This is a genomic window from Pseudomonas sp. Irchel 3H9 (genome assembly GCF_900187495.1).
GTDB classification, from domain to species: domain Bacteria; phylum Pseudomonadota; class Gammaproteobacteria; order Pseudomonadales; family Pseudomonadaceae; genus Aquipseudomonas; species Aquipseudomonas sivasensis.
Genome location: NZ_FYDK01000001.1, coordinates 372372 through 394911 on the forward strand (window position 1 = coordinate 372372; position 22540 = coordinate 394911).

Annotated in this window: 21 protein-coding genes; 9 read left to right on the plus strand and 12 right to left on the minus strand. The window is 61.3% G+C overall.

The window, feature by feature from the left end; translation table 11 throughout:
* Positions 1-53 precede the first annotated feature (53 nt).
* Positions 54-1430 carry an L-serine ammonia-lyase gene (locus CKW32_RS01825; protein ID WP_095183903.1) on the minus strand — a complete coding sequence of 459 codons (1377 nt, stop codon included), beginning with the start codon at positions 1428-1430 and terminating at the stop codon, positions 54-56.
* A 137-nt stretch (positions 1431-1567) separates the two neighbouring features.
* Between CKW32_RS01825 and CKW32_RS01830 the strand changes: the two genes are divergently transcribed.
* Together CKW32_RS01830 and CKW32_RS01835 are read left to right on the plus strand one after the other, a co-directional pair.
* Positions 1568-2515, plus strand: a complete 948-nt coding sequence (locus CKW32_RS01830) for a LysR substrate-binding domain-containing protein (RefSeq protein WP_095183904.1) — start codon at positions 1568-1570, stop codon at positions 2513-2515.
* A gap of 213 nt (positions 2516-2728) precedes the next feature.
* Complete coding sequence (locus tag CKW32_RS01835) at positions 2729-3139, plus strand: HPF/RaiA family ribosome-associated protein (protein ID WP_027604683.1); 411 nt, start codon at positions 2729-2731, stop codon at positions 3137-3139.
* Between the two features lie 50 nt (positions 3140-3189).
* Here CKW32_RS01835 and CKW32_RS01840 read toward each other — a convergent pair whose 3' ends face one another.
* Positions 3190-4701: an MFS transporter gene (locus tag CKW32_RS01840; protein WP_095183905.1), complete on the minus strand. Its 1512-nt coding sequence runs from the start codon at positions 4699-4701 to the stop codon at positions 3190-3192.
* Between the two features lie 104 nt (positions 4702-4805).
* On the opposite strand from CKW32_RS01840, the gene CKW32_RS01845 reads away from it, so the two are divergent.
* Positions 4806-5678, plus strand: a complete 873-nt coding sequence (locus CKW32_RS01845) for a LysR family transcriptional regulator (RefSeq protein WP_095183906.1) — start codon at positions 4806-4808, stop codon at positions 5676-5678.
* Between the two features lie 176 nt (positions 5679-5854).
* Here CKW32_RS01845 and fecA read toward each other — a convergent pair whose 3' ends face one another.
* The 3 genes from fecA to CKW32_RS01860 form a co-directional block, all read right to left on the minus strand.
* Positions 5855-8194, minus strand: coding sequence for a TonB-dependent Fe(3+) dicitrate receptor FecA (gene fecA, locus CKW32_RS01850; RefSeq protein ID WP_032886416.1), 2340 nt, complete (start codon positions 8192-8194; stop codon positions 5855-5857).
* A 91-nt stretch (positions 8195-8285) separates the two neighbouring features.
* Complete coding sequence (locus CKW32_RS01855; RefSeq protein ID WP_095183907.1) at positions 8286-9227, minus strand: FecR domain-containing protein; 942 nt, start codon at positions 9225-9227, stop codon at positions 8286-8288.
* Positions 9224-9712: a sigma-70 family RNA polymerase sigma factor gene (locus CKW32_RS01860; protein ID WP_095183908.1), complete on the minus strand. Its 489-nt coding sequence runs from the start codon at positions 9710-9712 to the stop codon at positions 9224-9226. The genes CKW32_RS01855 and CKW32_RS01860 overlap by 4 nt, the downstream gene beginning before the upstream one ends.
* 170 nt (positions 9713-9882) lie before the next feature.
* On the opposite strand from CKW32_RS01860, the gene CKW32_RS01865 reads away from it, so the two are divergent.
* From CKW32_RS01865 to CKW32_RS01885, 5 genes are read left to right on the plus strand one after another with little or no spacing between them, the layout of a single operon-like run.
* Positions 9883-10185: a DUF3649 domain-containing protein gene (locus CKW32_RS01865; RefSeq protein ID WP_032886421.1), complete on the plus strand. Its 303-nt coding sequence runs from the start codon at positions 9883-9885 to the stop codon at positions 10183-10185.
* Positions 10182-11756 carry a PepSY domain-containing protein gene (locus CKW32_RS01870; protein WP_095183909.1) on the plus strand — a complete coding sequence of 525 codons (1575 nt, stop codon included), beginning with the start codon at positions 10182-10184 and terminating at the stop codon, positions 11754-11756. The genes CKW32_RS01865 and CKW32_RS01870 overlap by 4 nt, the downstream gene beginning before the upstream one ends.
* The gene (locus CKW32_RS01875) at positions 11757-12083 is read left to right on the plus strand and encodes a DUF3325 domain-containing protein (protein WP_095183910.1); all 327 of its coding nucleotides are present in this window, start codon (positions 11757-11759) and stop codon (positions 12081-12083) included.
* A gap of 9 nt (positions 12084-12092) precedes the next feature.
* Entirely contained in the window at positions 12093-12671 is a 579-nt protein-coding gene (locus CKW32_RS01880) for an RNA polymerase sigma factor (RefSeq protein ID WP_032886425.1), read from the plus strand.
* Entirely contained in the window at positions 12668-13645 is a 978-nt protein-coding gene (locus CKW32_RS01885; protein WP_095183911.1) for a FecR family protein, read from the plus strand. The genes CKW32_RS01880 and CKW32_RS01885 overlap by 4 nt, the downstream gene beginning before the upstream one ends.
* On the opposite strand, the gene CKW32_RS01890 is transcribed toward CKW32_RS01885, so the two are convergent.
* Together CKW32_RS01890 and yejK are read right to left on the minus strand one after the other, a co-directional pair.
* On the minus strand, positions 13646-13996 hold the full coding sequence (locus CKW32_RS01890; protein ID WP_032886428.1) for a glutaredoxin family protein: 351 nt from the start codon (positions 13994-13996) through the stop codon (positions 13646-13648). It lies immediately after the preceding gene.
* Complete coding sequence (yejK, locus tag CKW32_RS01895) at positions 13996-15000, minus strand: nucleoid-associated protein YejK (RefSeq protein WP_032886429.1); 1005 nt, start codon at positions 14998-15000, stop codon at positions 13996-13998. Before yejK ends, CKW32_RS01890 begins: the two co-directional genes overlap by 1 nt.
* A gap of 397 nt (positions 15001-15397) precedes the next feature.
* On the opposite strand from yejK, the gene CKW32_RS01900 reads away from it, so the two are divergent.
* On the plus strand, positions 15398-15679 hold the full coding sequence (locus tag CKW32_RS01900) for an HU family DNA-binding protein (RefSeq protein WP_003188840.1): 282 nt from the start codon (positions 15398-15400) through the stop codon (positions 15677-15679).
* Between the two features lie 65 nt (positions 15680-15744).
* Here the strand turns inward: CKW32_RS01900 and rlmF are convergent, their stop codons facing one another.
* From rlmF to CKW32_RS01925, 5 genes are all read right to left on the minus strand, one after another.
* Complete coding sequence (rlmF, locus tag CKW32_RS01905) at positions 15745-16764, minus strand: 23S rRNA (adenine(1618)-N(6))-methyltransferase RlmF (RefSeq protein ID WP_095183912.1); 1020 nt, start codon at positions 16762-16764, stop codon at positions 15745-15747.
* A 216-nt stretch (positions 16765-16980) separates the two neighbouring features.
* Positions 16981-19827 (minus strand): valine--tRNA ligase, encoded by a 2847-nt coding sequence (locus CKW32_RS01910; protein ID WP_032886432.1) that lies wholly within the window; start codon positions 19825-19827, stop codon positions 16981-16983.
* 212 nt (positions 19828-20039) lie between these two features.
* Positions 20040-20429: a hypothetical protein gene (locus tag CKW32_RS01915; RefSeq protein ID WP_032886434.1), complete on the minus strand. Its 390-nt coding sequence runs from the start codon at positions 20427-20429 to the stop codon at positions 20040-20042.
* Between the two features lie 7 nt (positions 20430-20436).
* On the minus strand, positions 20437-20865 hold the full coding sequence (locus tag CKW32_RS01920; protein WP_095183913.1) for a DNA polymerase III subunit chi: 429 nt from the start codon (positions 20863-20865) through the stop codon (positions 20437-20439).
* Between the two features lie 51 nt (positions 20866-20916).
* A complete protein-coding gene (locus CKW32_RS01925) occupies positions 20917-22407 on the minus strand; it encodes a leucyl aminopeptidase (RefSeq protein WP_032886438.1) in 1491 nt (496 codons plus the stop codon).
* Positions 22408-22540: the final 133 nt, after the last annotated feature.

The following is a 22540-nucleotide window of genomic DNA, read 5'->3' on the forward strand; positions in this document are numbered from 1 at the left end:
CCTCGTTATTATTTTTTGCGCGGGCTCACGTTGGGGCAGTCAGGGAATGCTCCTCAGCACTCCACCCAGCTCACGGCCAGGCCGCCCCGTGAAGTTTCTTTGTATTTGTCATGCATGTCGGCGCCGGTATCGCGCATGGTGCGGATCACCCGGTCCAGGGAGATGAAGTGTTTGCCGTCGCCGCGCAGGGCCATTTGCGTGGCGTTGATGGCCTTGACCGCCGCGATGGCGTTGCGCTCGATGCACGGCACTTGCACCAGGCCGCCGACCGGGTCGCAGGTCAGGCCGAGGTTATGTTCCAGGCCGATTTCGGCGGCGTTTTCCAGTTGTTCGGGGGTGGCGCCGAGGATGTCGGCAAGGCCGGCGGCGGCCATGGCGCAGGCCGAGCCGACTTCGCCCTGGCAGCCGACTTCGGCACCGGAGATCGACGCATTTTTCTTACACAGGATGCCGACGGCGGCGGCGGCCAGGAAGAAATTGACCACGTCGTCGTCGGACGCGTCGGCGTTGAACTTCATGTAGTAATGCAGCACCGCCGGGATGATCCCCGCCGCGCCGTTGGTGGGTGCGGTGACCATGCGTCCGCCGGCGGCGTTTTCTTCGTTGACGGCAAGGGCGAACAGGTTGACCCATTCCATGGCCGACAAGGTCGAGGTGATGACATTGGGTTTGCCGATTTCCAACAAACTGCGGTGCAATTTCGCCGCGCGCCGTGGCACATCTAGACCGCCGGGCAAGATGCCTTCATCGCGCAGGCCTTGCTCCACGCATTCGCGCATCACCGACCAGATATGCAGCAGGCCGCTGCGGATCTGTTCGTCACTGCGCCACGCGCGCTCGTTGGCCATCATTAACTCTGAAACGCGCAGCCCGTGCTTGTTGCACAAGGCCAGCAGTTCGACGGCGCTGGAAAAGTCGTAGGGCAATTCAACATCGCTGGTCGGCGCAATGCCTGACGCTGCTTCGGCAGCTTCGATGATGAAACCACCGCCCACCGAGTAATACGTCTGCTCGCTAAGCAGTCCGCTGTCGCCATACGCGTGTAGGGACATGGCGTTGGGGTGGTAGGGCAGGCTTTCTTCCAGCAGCAGGAGATCGGTGTGCCAGTTGAAGGCAATGTCCTGGGTGCCTGCCAGCAGTAAGCGGCCGGTCTCGCGCAGTTGCTGGATACGGCTGTTGATCGAGGTGGGGTCAATACGGTCCGGCCATTCACCCATCAGGCCCATTACGCAGGCGCGGTCGGTGGCATGGCCGACGCCGGTGGCGGACAGCGAGCCGTACAAACGCACTTCAACCCGTCGGGTTTCGGTAAGCAATCGCTGGTCGATCAGGGCTTGGGCGAAGGTCGCCGCTGCCCGCATGGGGCCGACGGTGTGGGAGCTGGACGGGCCGATGCCCACCTTGAATAGATCAAAAACACTGATAGCCATGCTAAACCCTTACAAGCAATGGAGTAGGAATCGCTGCCATGTTTTGTAGGACGAGCGCAATTGGCGCGATACTGAGCCTCTGGAACGGCACTGACCAACGAATTATCCTAAGACACCCTTTAGCAGGACTAAACCCTATGGCTCGCCCTCTCCATGGCCAGACTTATGTCTGGTTGCACGTGTTTTCCTGCGCTGCGCGGCATCTGTCGTTCACTCGCTGCGCCGAAGAACTGCACATCACACCGGGAGCGGTGAGCCAACAAATCCGCCAGTTGGAGGAGCGTCTTGGGTTTCGGCTGTTCCATCGACGGGCGCGGGGTGTGGAGTTGAGTGCGGAAGGGCAGCGGTTGGCCGCTACGGTGGGGGAGGCTTACGGCAGCATTGATGCCGAATTGCAGCGGCTCGATGCGGGGATGATCAGCGGCACCTTGCGCCTACGCTCGATCCCGTCGTTTCTCGGCAAGTGGCTCACCCCACGTTTGCCACGCTTGCAGCAACGCTTTCCGGACATCCAACTGCGCATGGTTGCCGAGGACAGCAGCATTGCCCTGCATGAGGGGGACTTCGACCTGGCTATCGACTTGAACGACGGCAGCTACCCTGGGCTGTTATCCACAGCCTTGCTGGATGAGCAGATATTTCCGGTGTGTGCGCCAAGCCTATTGCGCGGTCGTCCGCCCTTGCATGGCCCGGCCGACCTTGTGCATTTCCCGCTGCTGCACGACATCACCGCCTGGCGTGGGAGTTATGAGTATGCCGAGTGGGAGTTTTACCTGAATGCAATTGGCTACCACGACGCCGATGTTCGCCGCGGCCACACCTTCAACCGCAACCACTTGACCATAGAAGCCGCCATCGCCGGTATGGGCGTGGCGATTGCGCGGCGTACCTTGCTCAATGATGAGCTGGAGCGCGGCACCTTGATCGTGCCGTTCGGCCTCGCGGTGCCCAACCACAAGCGCTATGTGCTGCTGTATGCGCCGGGCGCACTGAGCCATCCGGGCGTGCGCGCGGTGCATGACTGGCTGGTAGAGGAAGCGGGGATTTTTCGCGGATTGCACCCGTTGGGAGAGGGGCAATTATGACGTTTACAGAGCGTAAGAAGATGTAACTAACTCCCCACCCTAACAGCGTTTTTGCCCGTAGTCAGGCTTAATTTGTAATGTAGGATTTATCTTTGCAAAGGGGTTGAATTGTTTGTCTGGCTGCTCAATTGTGTAATCAAGAGGTCATGGTTTCACCACCCCGGTGTTGCAGTTTGTGACCTCTCGCGAGCTAGCTGAAATAAGGGAAGAACTATGCAAATCCAAGTCAATAGCGATAACCATATTGAAAGCAGCATCCGACTGGAGGAGTGGGTACGTACTACCATTGAGAGCACGCTCGAACGTTATGAAGAAGACCTGACCCGAGTGGAGGTCTATCTGCGGGATGAGAACGGCGACAAGCCCGGTCCCCACGATTTAAGTTGCCGCCTGGAAGCGCGGCCAAAAGGCCATCAACCACTGTCGGTATCCGCCAAGGGCGATACCCTGGAACAAGCGATCGACAGTGCGGCCACCAAGCTGGACCACGCGTTGGAACATCTGTTTGGCAGACTGCAAGGCAAGCCCCGCGCTGCCGCGAAAAACCAGCCAATCAACAAAGTGAATGAAGACGCGCTGGAACAGGAATTCCTGGAAAACGAAAACGCTGTCATCAACGGCTAACTTTCTTTTGACCCCCTCAAACGGGCCTGCATCTGCAGGCCCGTTTTCGTTTAGCGCCTGCGTCGGAAAAAATACCGGCTCAGCATCGCCAGTCCGCCCGCACCCAACCCGGCAAACAGCATCGCCCAACCGGCGCCGTGGCGCAGTGCTGCCTGAGCGTCGTTGACTGTCAGCCCCATCGACTCGAGTTTTCCTGCGGCAATGTTTTGACTGATAACCGGCCAATCCATTGCCGTGGCAGGGGGCAGCACCTCGGCCAGGTGATGGCTGATCCCCAGCAACAGCACCAACCCCATGAGGGCAATGTTGAGCGCCAGGGTGATCAGCCGCGCACTGAGGTCGATGCCTGAGGCCATGCCTGCGCGATCCGCCGACACCGAGCCGGTGGTGGTGTTGGTGGTGGGCGAGTTGGTCAGCGCCAGGCCTACGCCGGCGATCACGCAACTGAACAGCACCAGCTCGATACCTGGGTGCTCGGCGCCGTTGACGGCGGCCATGGCCAGAAAGCCCGCGCCCATCAGGCCCAGGCCCAGGGGGATGATGCGTTCGGCGCCATAGCGCAGAGCCAGGCGCTCGGCCAGCGGCGGCACCAGCAAGGTCGGCAGGGTGTAGGCGAGCAACGCGGCGCCGGTGGTCAAGGTGTCGTAACCCAGGCCCGCCTGGAAGTACAACGGCAGGTAGATCATGAACGGCCAGAAGCTGAAGTTCATGCCGATAGAGCCCATCAACGCGCCGTTGAAACGCTGGATGCGGAACACCGAGAAGTCGAACATTGGGTGTGCACTGCGAAGCTCGACCGCGATGAACAGCAGCAAGCCGAGCACCGACAACGCCGCCCAACCGAGCATGGCCGGTGCGCCGAAGCCGTGCTCGCTGCCTTGGGTGATGAAGTACACCAGGGCAAACACCGACACGGTCAAGGTGAGCATACCGGCGATGTCCAGGCGACGGGCGGCCGGGTCGCGGGACTCCTGCACGCTGATGTGCAGCAGCACCAGGGTGAACAGGGTGAGGGGCACGTGCACGAGGAACACCCAACGCCAATCCGCCACCGCCAGGATCAATGCGCCGATCATCGGTCCGAAGCCCAGGCCCACGCCAGCAATCACGCCCCATATTGCAAAGGCCCGTGCCCGTGCTACCGGTTCGCTGAACAGGTGCGACAGGATGGCGAACTGGCAAATCATCATCGCTCCGGCACCGATGCCCTGAACAAACCGCGCCGTGATCAGCAGCGAAGCCTCCTCGGCCAGCCCACAGGCCAGCGAGGCCAGGCCAAACACCCACAGGCACAACACCAGCATGCGGCGACGGCCAAAGCGATCCGCCAATGTGCCCGCCGCCATCAGCACGCTGGTACAGGCCAAGGTGTAGGCGTTCATGATCCATTGGGCGTCCTGGAAGCCCGTGCCCAACTTTCGCTCGAGCGTCGGCAGGATCACCGGGACGCTGGAAATCTCCAGGCCGAACATCAGCGCGACGAGGCACACGGCAGTGAGGGCCAGCCCATTCCTGGCGGTGCGCGGGCGGCTGGTGGCGGTTAACGTGGCGACGGGTGGCATGGGATTCTCCTGTGGATGGGTATCGGGATATTTTCAGGGGAATAGGGTTCGTTATTCGTGATAAGTTTTCTGCTAATAGGGGAATCAAGGGCGACAATAGAGCCATGGCCACACCGCGTTTTGATGGCGTTGAGCTGTTTCTGCAAATCGTCGAAAGCGGCAACCTGACCGAGGCCGCCGAACGCCTGAATCTCACACGCTCGGCGGTTGGCAAGGGCCTGGCGCGATTGGAGGCACGCTTGGGCACGCGCCTGCTGCAGCGCTCCACCCGCCGCCAGCGTTTGACCGAGGACGGCCAGGCGTACTACGAACATTGCCTGCGGGCATTGGCGGAGCTCGAGGCTGCCGAATCGGTGCTGGAAAGCGGCCGGCAACAGCCACGCGGCCGCTTGCGGGCCAGCTTGCCGCTGGCCTTCGGGCACCACTACGCGGCCCCGGCATTGTGGGGATTGATGGCGCGTTATCCGGAACTGGAAATCGAGATCAGCTTCGCCGATCGGCTGGTGGACCTGGCACAGGAAGGCTTCGACGTCGCCGTGCGGATCGGCCCGCTCCCCGACACCGACCGCCTCAGTGCGCGTCGGCTGGGCGAGCAGGCCGTGGGACTGGCGGCGTCACCGGCGTACTTGCAGCGCGTTGGGCCGATTGAATGCATCGAAGACCTTGCCGGCCATCGCGGCATCGCCTACCGCAGCAGCACCCCGCACCGCAATCGCGTGGCCTCGCCGTTAATGATGGACGACCTCCAGGCTGTGGCCGATGCCGCCATCGCGGGCGTCGGCCTGGCCTGGTTGCCGAGTTGGTTGATTGCGCACTATGTGCTGCGTGGGCAGTTGGTCGCAGTATTGCCCGACTATCGCGAGCAACCTGCGCCCATCCATGTGATCTGGCCCACGGCCACGCATATGCCGGCCAAGACACGGTGTGCAATCGATGCATTGGTCGAAGCCACCCCCAGTTGCCTGGCGGGCAGTTAGAACCGGCGGGTCAGGGCGAGCATGCTATTAAGGCAAACGGGTTTGTTGTGGCGAGTGGGCTTGCCCCGCGTTAGGTTGCGAAGCGACCCCAGCTCTTTGTTTGAAAAGGCCGGGCCTGCTACGCAGTCCAACGCGGGGCAAGCCCGCTCGCCACAGGTCGTGTGTTGCTTGGGCAGTTAGAACGCGATGGAGGTCTGCACGTACACCGTGCGTGGCTCACCGACGTATTTGCCCTTGTTGTTATCGTCAAACGAGCGCGTGAAGTATTGCTTGTTGAAGATGTTCTTCACGCCGACCGCCACGTTCAAATCCGACAGTTGCGGGCCGAAATCATAGGCCGCGCGGCTGCTGAACAGCATGTAGCCGGGGATGCGTCCGTTGGCACCGTCGGCGGTCTCGGCCTCGGTGTTGGCGTTATCGGCGAACTGGCTGCTCTGGTAGCTGCTGTCCACATTGAGTTTCCAGCGCCCTTCGGTGTAACCCACGCCGAGGGTGCCTTTGTGCTTGGACGAGAAGGGCACGCGGTTGCCTTTGTTCGGGCCGTCTTCGCGGATGGTGGCGTCGACGTAGGCGTAGGTGGCGTACACATCGAAACCGGCCAACGCCGGGCTCAAACCATCGAGGGCGTAGTTGACGCTGGTTTCGATACCCTGGTGGCGTGTCTCACCCCGGGCGATTACCGAGTCGTTGGTCTGGTTGCTTTCATACTGGTTATCGAAGTTGATCAGGAACGCACCGATCTCCGCGCGCAAGGTGCCGTTGTCATAGCGGGTACCCAGTTCCCAGGTGCGGGCTTTTTCCGGTTTGACTTCACCGCTGGTGACGCGGTTGGGCATCTGGCTGTACTGCACGCTGCCGAATGAACCTTCGGTGTTGGCATACAGGTTCCAGTCGTCGGTCAGGTGATAGAGCACGTTCAGCGCCGGCAGCGCGGTGTTGTAGTCGCCTTTGTATTTGACGTTGGTCAGGTTGTTGCTCTGCTGGGACTCGATCATCTCGTAGCGAATGCCCGGGGTGATGGTCCACTTGCCGATATCAATCCGGTCATCGACGAAGAACGCATTGGCTTCTGTGCCGCCACGGGTGTCGCGGTCGTTGCGGCTGTCAGTCGTGGGGATTTGCTGGTTGTTGGCCGAGATCGGCGTGCGGTAGCGCAACTCGTGACCCGCTTCGTTGATGTAGCGGTAGCCGACGCCCACTTCATGGCTGGTCGGGCCGAGGTCAAAGCCCTGGGCGAAGCGGGTTTCCACGCCGCGCACCCAATACTCACGCGGTGACAGCGACAGGAACGTGCCCTGGTCCAGATAACCGCTGCGTAGGGTCTTGGTGAAGAAACTGTTGACGGTGAATTCTCGACGATCCTGTTCGTAGCGGTAGCCGACGTTGAACATCGTGCGGCGGCCCCAGAATTTGTCGTAGGGGCGGGTGGACTGGTACGGATCGGCCTTGTAGTTCGCCACGTTCAAACCGCCGGGCATATCGGCCTGGCCTTCGTAGTACTGCGCCATGGCGTTGAAGCTATTGGCGTCGTCGAGCTGGTATTTGCCCTTGAGGATCAAATCGTCGATGCGCGTGTTGCTGTTTTCGCGCCAGTCGCCACCCCGGGTGCCGGAATACAGAATCGCGCCGCCAAGGCCATTGTCGGCCGTGCCGCCGGCCAGCAGGTTGCCGGTGGTCTTGAAGCCGTCGTGGCTGGATGACGGGCTGGTTTCAGTCTGCAAGCCGCCTTTGACCGTGGGCGCATCCGGGATCGCGCGGGTCACAAAGTTGACCACGCCGCCGACGTTCTGCGGACCGTAACGCACGGCGCCGCCGCCACGTACCACGTCCACCGCGTCCATGTTGCCCATGCTGATCGGTGCGAAGGACAGTTGCGGCTGGCCATACGGCGCGAAGGGCACCGGGATGCCGTCCATCAATACGGTGGAGCGCGACGCCAGGCGCGGGTTGAGTCCGCGAATGCCGAAGTTAAGCGCCATGTCGTGGCTGCCGGTGCCGTTGTTGTCCGGAGCGTTGACGCCGGGGATGCGGTTGAGCACGTCCTTGGCTTGGGTGGCGCCTTGGCGTTCGAACTCTTCGCGGCGGATCACATCGCGGGCGCCGGGGTGTTCGAACACATTGGTTTGTGCCGCATCGCCGAGCCAGTCGCCGACCACGCTGGAAGTCGCCAGCTCTACCGCAGCCGGTGCGTTTACCGGTTGCAGGCTGAAGGCGTTGTCACCTTCAGGGCGGGCCTCCAGGCCTGTGCCTTCCAGCAGTTTTTGCAGGCCTTCGGTGGTGCTGTAGCTGCCGGACAAACCACGGCTCTGCATGCCCGCCGTGATTTCGGAACCGAAGGAAATCAATACGCCGGCTTCGCGACCAAACTGATTGAGGGCCGCTTCCAGCGAGGTCGGGGCAATGTGATAAGGCTTGGCGTCCGCGGCCATCACGGGGGGCAATACTGCGAAACTGAGGCTGGCGCCCAGTAACAGTTGGCGCAAGGTGCGGGCGATTAGGGTCGGCTGCTGGGGCATGAAGAGCGGTCCTGAGAAGGAAGGATCAAGGTGGCTTTCCTTCTCTGTCACGCGAGGTGTGGAAAACGGCTCATAGGTACAGAAAATAATTTCAGGCGCGCGCCTGCACTGTCACCCAATAGCGGGTAAAGCGCCGCACTTTCACCGGCAGGCTGACTTCCAGCAGGTTGAGAATGCGTTCGCTGTCGTCCAGCGGGTAGCTGCCGGAGATCAATAAATTGGCAACCTGCGGATCGCAATTGACCTGGCCGCGACGATAGCGGCCCAGTTCACCGAGGAAATCTTCCAGGCGCATGTGTGCAGCCACCAGCATGCCGTCGGCCCAGGCGCCGCTGTTGGCGTCGGTGGGGCGCGAGGTGTCCCAGCCTTTGCGGGTGAAATTGACTTGGCGCGCCGCTTCGACTGTCAGCGGCAGGCCGCTGTAGGTGTTGGGCATCACCTCGACTTGGCCGTCGAGCACCGCCAGCTGGGTGTGGTCGTTGAACTGACGTACGTTCAGGCGCGCCGCTTGGCTGCTGAGCAGGCCCTGGCCGGTAAGGACGCTCAATGGCGTGTTGCCCGCGATGCCGTTCAGCATGATCTCGCCTTCGAGCAGTCGGATCAGCCGTTGCTGGCCATCAAAATGTACATCTACGGCACTGCCGGTATTGAGCTGCAACTGGCTGCCGTCGGCCAGTTGCACCTTGCGGCGTTGGCCCACCGGGCTGCGGTAGTCGGCGGTCAGGGGCGGCAGAATATGCTGCTGGCGCAGGCTCCAGGCGGCTGCCGAGCCAGCGCCGAGGATCAACAGCAACTTCAGCGCCTGCCGCCGGCTGGTAGACGTCGGCGCATTCAACGCGGCGTGAGCCAGGGGCGAGGGCATGCCGCGCAGGCGCTGGTTAACGCGCTGGATATGGTCCCAGGCGCGCTGGTGCTCGCTGTGGGCATTCAGCCAGTGTTGCCAGGCGGCCTGTTGGCGTGGGTTGAGCGCGCCTTGCTGCATTTCCATCAGCCAGCGCACGGCCTGTTCGGCGACTTGGGTCGAGACGTTCATAGGGCAAAGTAGCAGCGCATGGCGGCTTTATTCAGGTGGCGTTTGACGGTGGCAATGGAAATGCCCAGTTCAGCGCCGATCTGCGCGTAGGTCAGGCCATCGAGTTGGGCCAGCAGGAACGCGCGCTTGACCTGTGTGGGCAAGCCGGCGAGTAGTTGATCCAGCTCGACCAGGGTTTGCAGGATGATTGCGCGTTCTTCTTCCGACGGCGCCACGTGTTCGGGCATTTGTGCGAGGGCGTCAAGATAGGCGCGTTCGAGGTCCTGGCGGCGATAGAAGTTGAACAGCACGCGCTTGGCGACGGTGGTGAGAAACGCGCGCGGCTCGACCAGCGTGGGCGTTTCCCTTGCAGTGAGTACGCGGACGAAGGTGTCCTGCGCCAGGTCGGCAGCACTTTCCGGGCAGCCGAGCTTGCGTCGCAACCAGCCGGTGAGCCAGTGGTGATGGTCGTTGTACAGAACTTCGACGGGGTTGGACGGGCTCAACGCAAACACTCCGCAAATATCGGCATGCTTTAGAGAACAAGAATTGTTCGCATTGTATGGCCCGAGACACGGTTCGGCAATCCGGCAGAGCAGGTGTTTCATCCGTTCCCTTTTGCTTATGAGAATATTTATCATTAATATTGCGCGCTGATGAACCTGGCGCCTCTCGCATGAAAAGCAAAACTTCGCTTCCCGCGCTCTACCGCTTGGCTGTCACCTCCCGCGTGCTGGCGGCCGTGGTCGGTGGCTACCTCATGGCCTCCCTCGCCGCCATCTGCCTGGCATTGTGGATGCCAACATCTCGCGCCGACGCCGTGATCACCGGGATGATGAGTTCATTTGTGTTCTATTTGCTGGCCGTACTCTGGTGCTTCGCCTGCCGTACGGCTTGGCGCGCCTGGTTTGGCGTGATGCTGCCGAGCGCAGTCTTTGCCGCTTTGGCGGGTGTGGGCTTGTGGATGGTGCGCACATGAAGGAGGGATTTCGCCAGGCCATGGCCTGGCTGCATACCTGGGCGGGCTTGATCTTCGGCTGGCTGCTGTTTGCGATTTTCCTGACGGGCACGCTGTCTTACTTCAAGGATGAGATCAGCCACTGGATGCAGCCCGAGGTCCAGGCTCATCCTTTGGACAATGCGCGCAGCCTCAGCGTCGCGCAAACCTACCTGCAACAGGTGGCACCCACAGCGGCACGCTGGTTTATCGCCCTGCCGGATAGCCGCGACCCCGGCCTGTCGGTCATGTGGCAAGACAAGCTCGACCCCGGCCGCCGTGGCAATTTCATGCGCAAAACCCTCGACCCCGTCAGCGGCCAAGCCGTAGAGGCCCGCGAAAGCATGGGCGGGGATTTCTTCTACCGTTTCCACTTCCAATTGCAAATGCCGCACCCCTGGGGCCGCTGGCTGTCCACCCTCGCTGCGATGGTGATGTTCGTGGCGCTGATCACCGGCATCATCACCCACAAGAAAATATTCAAGGACTTCTTCACCTTCCGCCCCCGTAAAGGCCAGCGCTCCTGGCTCGACGGGCATAACGCGGTGGGTGTGCTCGTGCTGCCGTTTCACCTGATGATCACGTACAGCAGCCTGGTGATCTTTATGAGCATGGTGATGCCGGCGCCGATCATGGCCTCCTATGGCAACGACACCCGCGCATTTTTCAACGAGATATTCCCCGCGACCAACAACGCGCCGGCGTCGGGGCAACCGGGCAAATTGGCGCCGCTGCTGCCGATGTACGAGCAAGCGCGGGCGCAATGGGAGGGTGGCCACGTGGGGCGGATCGGGGTGAATAACCCCGGTGATGTCAACGCGTCGGTCAATGTGTTCCGCGCAAGTTCCGACAGCGTGGTGCATGAATTCGACAGCATTGTGTCGTTTAACGGGCACACCGGCGAACTGTTGCGGGCCAGCGACGGGCAATCGTTGACCGCCATGGTCGGCGGCAGTTTCTACGGCCTGCACATGGGCCATTTCGCTGGGCCGGTGCTGCGCTGGTTGTACTTCATCTGCGGCCTGGCAGGCACTGCGATGATCGGCACCGGGCTGGTGATCTGGCTTGGCAAGCGCCAACTCAAACATGCCAAAACCGGTGTGATGCCGTTTGAGTTGCGACTGGTGGAAGTGCTGAATATCGCCAGCATGTCCGGTTTGCTGATCGCCATTGCAGCGTTCTTCTGGGCCAACCGCTTGCTGCCCGTGAGCCTCGCCGAACGCTCCGATTGGGAAGTGCAGACCTTCTTTATCGCCTGGGGCCTGAGCCTGTTGCACGCCATTGTGCGTCGTGGGCGCCAGGGTTGGGTCGAGCAATTGAGCGTCGGTGCGTTGTTGTTTGCCACGGTGCCACTGCTCAACGCAATCACCACCGACCACGCTTTGGGCGTGTCCCTGGCCCGTGGTGACTGGGCGATGGCCGGCTTTGATCTGACCTGTCTGGGTAGCGGCGTGTTTCTCGCCTGGGCGGCGTGGAAGATGCAACACCGCACGGCACCGCAGCCCAAGGCTGAACGGGCGCGTCCGCTCAACCTCAAGCAAGAGGCCAATTGAATGTTCCTCGCGCTGCTGATGTGCTATGCCGGGTTTACCGCTCTGTGCTTGTCCACCGATCGCCATCACGGCGAACTGCTGCACAGTAAGCCATCGCCTCGTCGACGCCTGGGTTTGCGTGTGGCTGGCGGGTTGCTGCTTGCCGTCGCGATCTGGCCCGCCGTGAGCGTGGCTGGCTGGGGCCTGGGATTGGTGGAGTGGTGCGCTGTATTGATGCTCAGCGCGCTGCTGCTGGTGTTGCTGTTGCCGTATCGGCCAAGGCTGGCCTTGATCCTCGCGGGCGCCGGCCTGCTGGCGAGCCCCGTTGCGGCCTTCGCCACCCTCTGAGCCCAAGCCATGATGATCAGCACCCCACCCGAATCCCAGGACAGCTCGCAAGCTGATGCGGCGGGTGGGCGTGCGCATTTTCTGCAGGTGTTTCTGTCCCAGCGTTCGCAGATGGAAGCCTTGGTGAGTCGACGTGTAGGCTGCCGCGCCACGGCGGCTGATCTGGTGCAGGATCTGTTTCTACGCTTCTGGCGCCGGCCGCTGGTGCAGGTCGAAGAGCTCAGCACCTACCTGCTGCGCTGCGCCGGCAATATCGCCATCGACCACCTGCGCAGCGAAGGCGCGCGGGTGCGCAGCAGCGAAGGTTGGTTGCCCGAGCAGCAGGACAACCAGGGCTCTGAACCCCAGGCCGCACTGGAAGCGGGTAACGACCTGCGCCATGTCGAAGCCGCCTTGCGCAGCCTGCCCGAGCGCACTCGGCAGATTTTCCTGCTCAACCGCATCCATGGCCGCAAATATGCGGAAATCGCCAAGGCCATGGGTCTGTCCCAAAGTGCCGTGGAAAAACATATGATGCGTGCCCTCGAAGCTTGCAAGGCCAGCCTTCGCGACCCATCGCCTCCACGCACGCCAGGGAAAGCACCGTGAACGTCACCCCCACGCCCGAGCAGGAACACGCCGCACTGGCCTGGCTGAGTCTGTTGCACGACCAACCCAGCAGCGGCGACCAGGCGACGTTCAGCCACTGGCTGCGCGCCAACCCGGCACACGTCGAGGCCTACGCCCAGGCCCAGGTGCTCTGGGAGCTGAGCGAAGTACCTGCACGCGCCCTGGCGGAAGAAGAAGCCCTGGCATTGCAGGGCTACCTCAATACGATGAACACCGCGAAGCGTTCACGTGTCGTGCGCTGGTCCGGCGCCCTGGCCATGGCTGCGTGCCTGCTGTTGATGGTGTCCATGGGCGCAGGTTGGCAGCCGTCGCGTTGGGTCGATGATTTCGGCGCCGATTACGTGACGGCGCCAGGAGAAATAAAAACCGTCACCCTGGCGGATCAATCTCAAGTCACCCTGGATGCCGACAGCGCGATTGCCGTGGATTTCAGCCATGGCGAGCGGCATATCCAGCTGCGTCGCGGCGCCGGTTTTTTCAGCGTGACCCACACCGGCGAGTCCTTTGTGGTGGGGGCGGGCAGCGGTGAAGCGCGGGTGCTCGGCACACAATTCGAAGTGCGCCTGCAACCAGCGGGCGCTCAAGTGACGGTGTTGTCGGGGCGGGTCGGCGTGACGCCGTCGGAGCAGGGCCAGCAGCAGGTTTTGACGGCAGGTCAGCAAGTGGCTTACGCCGATGGCATTGCCGATCCCCTGCACGCGGTCGACAGCGAATCGCGCCTGGCCTGGCGCGACGGCTGGCTCAACTACTACAAGGCACCGCTCGCCGATGTGGTGAAGGATTTGGGGCGTTACTACCCTGGCCGCATCCTGCTGCTCAACGAAGATATGGGCGCCAAGCGGGTCAGTGGCAGCTTCCCGAGCAAAGACCCGCAGGCCGTGCTGAACGCGTTGCAGGCAGTGCTGGGGTTTGAACAGCACAGCCTGCTGGGACGGGTGATCGTGGTGCGCTGATTATTTCAACGCCGCCATGATCGCCTCAGGGTTGTAATCGCGAATCAGCGTCCCATTCACATCCACAAACGGAATCCCGCCACCGCCCAACGCCTCATACGCCTTGCGCGCAGGGGCGTCCTTCTCGATGTCGAAGGCCTGGTACGGAATACCTTTCTGATCCAGGAAGCGCCGGATCTGCTTGCAGTAGCCACACCACTCGGTGGCATAGAGCACCACCCGCGCCGAAGTGCGGACCTGCTCTGAAACCACCTGCGAGGGGTTGAATAGCCGTTCGATCTTGCCCCAGTTCTGGATAACCACCACCACCAGCAACACCAACAGGACTTTCTTGAGAACCCCGCCGAGCATCAGTTACGGCGCTTGAGCTGGTCAGTCAGTTGGGTCGGCAGGCCCTTGATGATCAGGGTGCCAGCGGCTTCGTCGTACTCAATCTTGTCGCCCAGCAGGTGCGCTTCAAAACTGATCGACAGCCCTTCGGCGCGCCCGGTGAAGCGGCGGAACTGGTTAAGGGTGCGCTTATCGGCGGGGATTTCCGGCGAGAGGCCGTAGTCCTTGTTGCGGATATGGTCGTAGAACGCCTTTGGTCGATCTTCATCGATCAAGCCCGACAGTTCTTCCAGGCCCATGGGCTCGCCGAGCTTGGCCTGGCTGCTGGCGTAGTCCACCAGGGTTTTGGTTTTCTCGCGGGCGGACTCATCCGGCAGGTCTTCGCTTTCCACGAAGTCGCTGAAGGCCTTGAGCAGGGTGCGGGTCTCGCCCGGACCGTCGACGCCTTCCTGGCAGCCGATAAAGTCGCGGAAGTACTCCGAGACTTTCTTGCCATTCTTGCCTTTGATAAACGAGATGTACTGCTTGGACTGCTTGTTGTTCTGCCACTCCGACACGTTGATCCGTGCGGCCAGGTGCAGTTGGCCCAAGTCCAGGTGGCGCGACGGAGTCACGTCCAGCTCGTCGGTTACCGCTACGCCTTCGCTGTGGTGCAGCAGGGCGATGGCCAGGTAATCGGTCATGCCTTGCTGGTAGTGTGCGAACAGTACGTGGCCGCCGGTGGAGAGGTTGGATTCCTCCATCAGCTTCTGCAGATGCTCAACGGCGGTGCGGCTGAAGGTGGTGAAATCCTGGCCACCCTCGAAATATTCCTTCAACCAGCCACTGAACGGGTGCGCGCCGGACTCGGCATGGAAGAAACCCCAGGCCTTGCCTTGTTTGGCGTTGTAGCTCTCGTTGAGGTCGGCAAGCATATTCTCGATGGCGGCGGATTCGGAGAGCTCCGAGTCGCGTGCGTGGAGAACTGCGGGCGTGCCGTCGGGTTTTTTGTCGATCAGGTGGACGATGCAATGACGGATCGGCATAGGCTTCTCGGCTGGTTGAAGGGGAGCGATTGGCCTCCCCGAAAAGTCGCCCAGTGTACCGCACCCATTGGTCAAGACGCGCTTCGAAGGGCGTTTTGGGTGGGGTCCGACCGGGTATATTCCTTTTTTTGACGGTTTAGAGCGATAAAGCTGACCAAATGGGTAGGTAGAGGCGGATATTTCCCCGTCTCTGTGCTAGTTTTGCCCCGTCTTACGCCAAGTCTCGGCGTTAAGCGTGCATTCAGCATCTGTCAGGTCGAACCAATCCCCGTTTCAAGCATCTATAACCCCGTTCTCCGAGGTTATAAGCCTGGGGTGCCAGGCCTAGACGGTCGGGCTCGACGGCTGACACTGCACTCTGCAATCCATATGAATTTGATAGGGAAGGAACACCACAATGGCTATTACTAAAGACCAACTGATCGCTGACCTGGCTGAAGCAGTAGACGCACCGAAAACTACCGTGCGCGCTCTGCTGGACCAACTGAGCCAAGTTGTTGCTGATCAGCTGGAAAACGGCGGCGAAATCACTCTGCCAGGCGTTGGCAAACTGAAAGTGACCGAGCGTCCAGCCCGTACTGGCCGTAACCCTTCGACTGGCGCTGCCATCGAAATCGCTGCCAAGAAAGTTATCAAGCTGGTTGTGGCCAAAGGCCTGACCGACGCTGTTAACAAGTAAGACGCAGCAAAAAAAAACCGTGCTCCGGAGCAATCCGGGCACGGTTTTTTGTTGCCTGCGATTTATTAATCGCGAACCCAGCGTTGGCGCCAGATCTGCTGCTCGTTCTTGGTCTGGAAAGTCCATGCCACGAAACGGCTTTGCTTCTGACCCTGAGACATCTCCACCACCTGGCTTTCCAGCACGCCGGCTTTTTTCAGAGCTGTCTCGATGGCGGGCAAGTTCGACGCTTTTGATACCAGGGTGCTGAACCACAGCACCTTATGGGCAAAATTCGCGCTTTCAGCGATCAACTGCGTCACGAACCGCGCTTCACCGCCTTCACACCACAACTCGGCCGACTGGCCACCGAAGTTCAGCACCGGCAATTTGCGCTTGGGATCAGCCTTGCCCAGCGCGCGCCACTTGCGTTCGCTGCCCTTGGTGGCTTCGTCCATGGACGCATGGAAGGGCGGGTTGCACATGGTCAGGTCAAAGCGCTCGCCAGGTTCCAGCAGGCCCAACAGGATGTGCTTGGGGTTATTTTGCTGGCGCAGTTGGATGACCTTACTCAGGTCGTTGGACTGCACGATGGCCTTGGCAGCGGCTACGGCGATAGGGTCGACTTCCGAGCCAAGGAAGTTCCAGCGGTACTCCATGTAGCCAATCAGCGGATAGACGCAGTTGGCGCCCATGCCGATGTCCAACACCTTGACGATGGAACCACGGGGAATCTTGCCGTCGTTGACGCTGGCCAGCAGGTCGGCGAGGAAGTGCACATAGTCCGCACGCCCCGGCACCGGCGGGCATAGGTAATCCTGCGGGATATCCCAATGCTGGATGCCATAGAACGACTTGAGCAACGCCCGGTTGAATACCCGCACGGCGTCAGGGCTGGCGAAGTCGATGCTTTCCTTACCGTACGGGTTGAGGATCACGAACTTCGCCAGCTCCGGCGTGGTCTTGATCAGCGCCGGGAAGTCGTAACGGCCTGTGTGGCGGTTGCGCGGGTGCAGGGTGGCCTCTTTGCGCGGCGCGACGGGTTTGGCCGTGGCAGCGGTTTTAGGCTTCTTGCGCGGAGGTTTGGGCGTAGTGGGGGCGGTCATGTTGATTCTGGTGTTGGCTCAAAGTGGTGGGCATTGTCACACATCTTGAGCCTGACCCGGGCAACTGTGGGAGGGGGCTTGCCCCCGATGGCGGTGTGACAGTCAAAGATATTCAGGCTGATGCACTGCTATCGGGGGCAAGCCCCCTCCCACATTGACCGGGTTCGCAAATAAAAAAAGAGACCCGAAGGTCTCTTTTTTCACGCTGATTCAACCTTAAAGGCTGGAGATCCGCGCATGTTGCTCCGCCAACTTGCCCAGGGCCTGTTCGGCCTCGGCGAGCTTGGCGCGCTCTTTCTCGATCACTTCAGCTGGCGCCTTGTCGACGAATGCCGCGTTGGACAGCTTGCCGCCCACCCGCTGCACTTCGCCTTGCAGGCGCGCAATTTCTTTGTCGAGACGGGCCAGCTCTGCGCCCTTGTCGATCAAACCGGCCATTGGCACCAGCACTTCCATGTCGCCAACCAGCGCGGTAGCGGACAACGGTGCTTCGGCGCCATCAGCCAATACGGTGATCGACTCCAGCTTCGCCAGTTTCTTGAGCAGTGCATCGTTTTCGGTAAGGCGACGCTGGTCCTCGGCACTGGCGTTCTTCACGAACACCGCCAACGGCTTGCCCGGCCCGATGTTCATTTCGGCGCGGATGTTGCGCGTGCCGAGCATCAGGGTCTTGAGCCATTCGATATCGCTTTCAGCGGCTTCATCGATGCGTGCTTCATTGGCCACCGGCCAAGGCTGCAGCATGATGGTCTTGCCTTCGATACCGGCCAGCGGCGCGAGGCGCTGCCAGATTTCTTCGGTGATGAACGGCATGAACGGATGCGCCAGGCGCAACGCCACTTCCAGCACGCGTACCAGGGTACGACGGGTGCCGCGCTGGCGTTCGACCGGTGCGTTTTCGTCCCACAGCACGGGCTTGGACAGCTCCAGGTACCAGTCGCAATACTGGTTCCAAATGAACTCGTACAAGGCTTGCGCGGCCAGGTCGAAACGGAACTGGTCGAGTTGGCGGGTCACTTCGGCTTCGGTGCGTTGCAGCTGCGAGATGATCCAGCGGTCGGCCAGGCTCAGCTCATAGGCTTCGCCGTTCTGGCCGCAGTCTTCACCTTTATCCAGCACGTAGCGCGCGGCGTTCCAGATCTTGTTGCAGAAGTTGCGATAGCCTTCGACGCGGCCCATGTCGAACTTGATGTCGCGACCGGTAGACGCCAACGAGCAGAAGGTGAAACGCAGGGCGTCGGTGCCGTAGCTGGCGATGCCGTCAGCGAACTCGTCGCGTGTCTGCTTTTCGATCTTCTTTGCCAGTTTCGGCTGCATCAAGCCCGAAGTGCGCTTCTGCACCAGGGTTTCCAGGTCGATGCCGTCGATGATGTCCAGCGGGTCCAGGACGTTGCCCTTGGACTTGGACATTTTCTGGCCCTGGCCATCACGCACGAGGCCGTGCACATACACGGTCTTGAACGGAACCTGCGGCGTGCCGTCCTCGTTCTTCACCAAGTGCATGGTCAGCATGATCATCCGGGCAACCCAGAAGAAAATGATGTCGAAGCCGGTCACCAGCACGTCGGTGGAGTGGAATTTCTTGAGGAATTCGGTCTGCTGCGGCCAGCCCAGGGTGGAGAACGTCCACAGGCCAGAGCTGAACCAGGTATCCAGTACGTCGTTGTCCTGTTGCAGCGCCACGTCCGGGCCGAGGTTGTGCTTGGCACGCACTTCGGCTTCATCGCGGCCGACATAGACCTTGCCCGACTCGTCGTACCAGGCCGGAATGCGGTGGCCCCACCACAGTTGACGGCTGATGCACCAATCCTGGATGTCGCGCATCCACGAGAAGTACATGTTTTCGTACTGTTTAGGCACGAACTGGATACGGCCATCTTCTACGGCAGCAATCGCAGGCTCAGCCAGCGGCTTGGTGGACACGTACCACTGGTCGGTCAGCCACGGCTCGATCACGGTGCCGGAGCGGTCGCCCTTCGGCACTTTCAGGCCGTGGTCGTCAACGCTGACCAGCAGGCCGGCGGCATCGAAAGCGGCCACGATCTGCTTGCGTGCTTCGAAACGGTCGAGGCCGGCGTATTCGGCCGGGATCTTGCCGTCGATGCTTTCGTTCAGAGTGCCGTCCAGGTTGAACACCTGGCAGGCCGGCAGTACGGCGGCATTTTTATCGAAGATGTTCAGCAGCGGCAGGTTGTGGCGCTTGCCGACTTCGTAGTCGTTGAAGTCGTGGGCCGGGGTGATCTTCACGCAGCCGGTGCCGAATTCGGGATCGCAGTAGTCGTCCGCGATGATCGGGATGCGACGGCCAACCAATGGCAGGTCGACGAACTTGCCGATCAGTGCCTGGTAGCGTTCGTCGTTCGGGTTAACCGCGACGGCGGCATCGCCGAGCATGGTTTCCGGACGGGTGGTGGCGACGATCAGGTAGTCGTTGCCTTCAGCGGTTTTGGCGCCGTCGGCCAGCGGGTACTTGAGGTTCCACAGGAAGCCTTTCTCGTCGTGGTTTTCCACTTCGAGGTCGGAAATCGCCGTGTGCAACTTGGTGTCCCAGTTGACCAGGCGCTTGCCGCGGTAGATCAGGCCGTCTTCATGCAGGCGCACGAAGGCTTCTTTCACGGATTCGGACAGGCCGTCGTCCATGGTGAAACGCTCGCGGCTCCAGTCGACGGACGAGCCCAGGCGACGGATCTGACGGCTGATGTTGCCGCCGGATTGGTCTTTCCATTCCCAGATCTTTTCCAGGAATTTCTCACGGCCCAGGTCGTGACGGCTTTGGCCGGTGGCTTCGAGTTGGCGCTCCACCAGCATCTGGGTGGCGATACCGGCGTGGTCGGTGCCCGGTTGCCACAGGGTGTTACGACCCTGCATGCGGCGGAAACGGATCAACGCATCCATGATCGCATTGTTGAAGCCATGGCCCATGTGCAGGCTGCCAGTGACGTTCGGTGGCGGAATCATGATGGTGTAGGACTCGCCCGCACCTTGCGGAGCGAAATAGTTCTCGGACTCCCAGGTGTTGTACCAGGAAGTTTCAATAGCGTGCGGCTGGTAGGTCTTATCCATGCGCGGCGGGACCCTAGTTGGCATATATTCAGGAAAGCCGGCAAGTATAACGGGGGATAGGGCGCAGGGCGAGGCGAAGACGGGCTAAAGGCGTGCGCCGGTCAATGTGGGAGGGGGCTTGCCCCCCGATGGCAATGTGTCAACCATACATGGGCTGACTGATACACCGCTATCGGGGGCGAGCCCCCTCCCACAGGGGATCTATGCACGGTTTAAGACTGGTACTGGCTGAGCAACCGTTCCATTCGCGCATCCATTCGGCGCTTGATCTCGGTTTCGATATGCGGGGCAAAGTCGTCGATCACGTCTTGCATGATCAATTGCGCGGCGGCGCGCAGTTCGTTGTCTAGATGCAGCAGCAGGGCGTCGGGGGTTTTCTCGGCGGCGGCGGCAACGGGGGCTGGTTCTACGACGGGCAGTTCGACCGGTGCCGGCGCAGGTTTGCCGCCCACCATGTCAAACAGCAACGGAATCTGTACCTCGCCGTCGACCGGTTCGGTCAGCAGCGGCGGTTGCAAGCCATCATCACCCAGCAACTGACGGATCGACTCCAGGTCGTCCAGCAGGTGGTCATCTTTTTTTACAGGGTTGGAAGTGTCCATCGTGTGCTCAAAGTCGTTGTAGCCGGTGATCTTGCAAAGGATAGCCCTGTTCGCGGTAGAAACGGAAACTCTCCCGCGCGGCCTGACGAATAGCCGGATCTTCCACCACCACTTCCGCCACACGGGCGAAGGCCTTGGCGAACGGCGGTACTTTCAGGTCCAGGTTGACCAGCAGGTCATGGTGATCGCCGCAGCTGTCACCCAGCCCCAGCACTATCAGACCTTCAGGTTCTGATTCGGCAGGGCCGTGTGGCACGAAGCTTTCACCCTTGAAGCGCCACAGGCGGGCGTCGAGCTCGTCGCGTTGAGCGGCATCGCTGCAGTGCAGGTAGATGCGATGGCCCATGCGCCAGGCTTTTTCGGTGAGTTTGCAGGCAAAGTCCAGGCGCGCGAGCGGGTCGGCGCTGGGCAATATATAGAAGTCGACTTGGGTCATTGCGGTTCCTGAGACCGGAGCGGCGTGATGGCCGCCCCGGCATCTTCAGTTTCAGGCCTTTGCGCGATCCAGCAGGTACTGGGTCAGCAGCGGAACCGGACGGCCAGTGGCGCCCTTGTCCTTGCCGCCGCTGGTCCAGGCCGTGCCGGCGATGTCCAGGTGCGCCCAGTTGAAGTTCTTGGCGAAGCGCGACAGGAAGCAGGCAGCGGTGATGGTGCCGGCTTTCGGGCCGCCGATGTTGGCGATGTCGGCGAACGGGCTGTCCAGCTGTTCTTGGTATTCATCGAACAGCGGCAGTTGCCAGGCGCGATCGTCGGCAGCCTTGCCCGCGCTGAGCAGTTGCTCGATCAGCTCGTCGTTGTTACCCAGCAGGCCCGACGTGTGGGAGCCCAGGGCAACGATGCACGCACCGGTCAGGGTGGCGATGTCGATTACGGCTTGCGGCTTGAAGCGCTCGGCGTAGGTCAGGGCATCGCACAGCACCAGGCGGCCTTCGGCGTCGGTGTTGAGGATTTCGACGGTCTGGCCGCTCATGGTGGTGACGATATCCCCTGGGCGGGCAGCGCCGCCGCTCGGCATATTCTCGGCGCAGGCCAGGATGCACACCAGGTTGATCGGCAGCTTGAGCTCCAGTACGGCACGCAGGGTGCCGAACACGCTGGCGGCGCCGCCCATGTCGTACTTCATCTCATCCATGCCCGCGCCCGGCTTGAGGCTGATGCCGCCGGTGTCGAAGGTGATCCCTTTGCCGACCAGTGCGTAAGGCTTCTCGGACTTCTTGCCGCCGTTGTATTGCATCACGATCAGGCGTGGTGGCTGGTCGCTGCCCTGGCCCACGGCGTAGAACGAGCCCATGCCCAGTTCCTTGATCTTTTTCTCGTCCAGCACTTCAACTTTCAGGCCCTTGAACTCTTTGCCCAGCGCCTTGGCTTGCTCGCCCAGGTAGGTCGGGTGGCAGATGTTCGGCGGCAGGTTACCCAAGTCGCGGGTAAACGACATGCCGTTGGCAATCGCGGTAGCGTGGGTTACGGCGCGCTGAACTTCAGCCTGCGCGGCCTTGATGGTCAGCAGGGTGATTTTCTTCAGGGCTCGGGGTTCGGCTTTCTGGCTCTTGAACTGGTCGAAGATATAGCCGCCGTCCACCAGGGTCTCTGCCAGCAGGCGCGTCTTGCCGTAGCTGTCGCGGCCTTTGACCACGATTTCGTCGAGAGCCAGTGTCGCATCGCCACCGCCCAGGCCCTTCAGGGTGCTGAGGATGCCGCTGATGATCTTGCGGAACGGGCGGTCGCCCAGCTCAGCGTCTTTGCCCACGCCGACCAGCAAAATGCGGTCGGCCTTGAGGTTAGGCAGGCTCTGCAACAGCAGGCTCTGACCGACTTTGCCGGCCAGGTCGCCGCGCTTGAGCACGGCGCTGATGGCGCCGCCGCTGAGTTCGTCGAGTTGCTTGGCGGCCACGCCGAGCTTGCGGCCTTCGCCGATGGCGACCACGAGGGTGGCGGTTTTCAACGTTTCGGGGCTAACGCTTTTTACAACCAATTCCATTTTCGGGTCCCTTATAAAGGTCTGAGAGCCTGGTATTTGTATCCAGGCTTTAAAGCGTGGCAGCTGTGTAAACCGCCAGCGACAAAGGCCGCAGTTTGAACCTCGCCGGCGGAGCCTGACAACCCTTCGTACG